Here is a 334-nt window from a genome sequence, read left to right on the forward strand (position 1 = left end):
GGCGGCCACAACCGGCGCAGGCCTCGCAAGCTTCGGCTTGAACGGCGCCATGCCTTCGCGCGCAAGCTCGTCGGCGCGCTCGTTCTCCGTGTGGCCGGCATGCCCCCTGACCCAGTTCCACGTGACCTTGTGGCGTCGGGTGGCCTCGTCGAGCGCCTGCCACAGATCGCCATTCTTCACCGGCTTCTTGTCGGCGGTCCTCCAGCCGTTCTTCTTCCAACCATGGATCCATTTGGAAATGCCATCCATGACGTATTTGCTGTCGGTGTGGAGCTCGACTGCGCAAGGCTCCTTCAGCGCGTTCAGCGCCGAGATGGCGGCCAGCAGCTCCATG

At 64.4% G+C, this 334-nt stretch carries 1 protein-coding gene; it reads right to left on the reverse strand.

The window, feature by feature from the left end; all coding sequences use genetic code 11:
• Positions 1-334: ribonuclease HI (rnhA, locus tag EN786_RS36650; protein ID WP_135910130.1), on the reverse strand; the 334-nt coding region annotated here is incomplete at both ends.

Origin of the sequence: Mesorhizobium sp. M4B.F.Ca.ET.143.01.1.1 (assembly GCF_004792275.1) — a bacterium.
Taxonomy (GTDB): domain Bacteria; phylum Pseudomonadota; class Alphaproteobacteria; order Rhizobiales; family Rhizobiaceae; genus Mesorhizobium; species Mesorhizobium abyssinicae.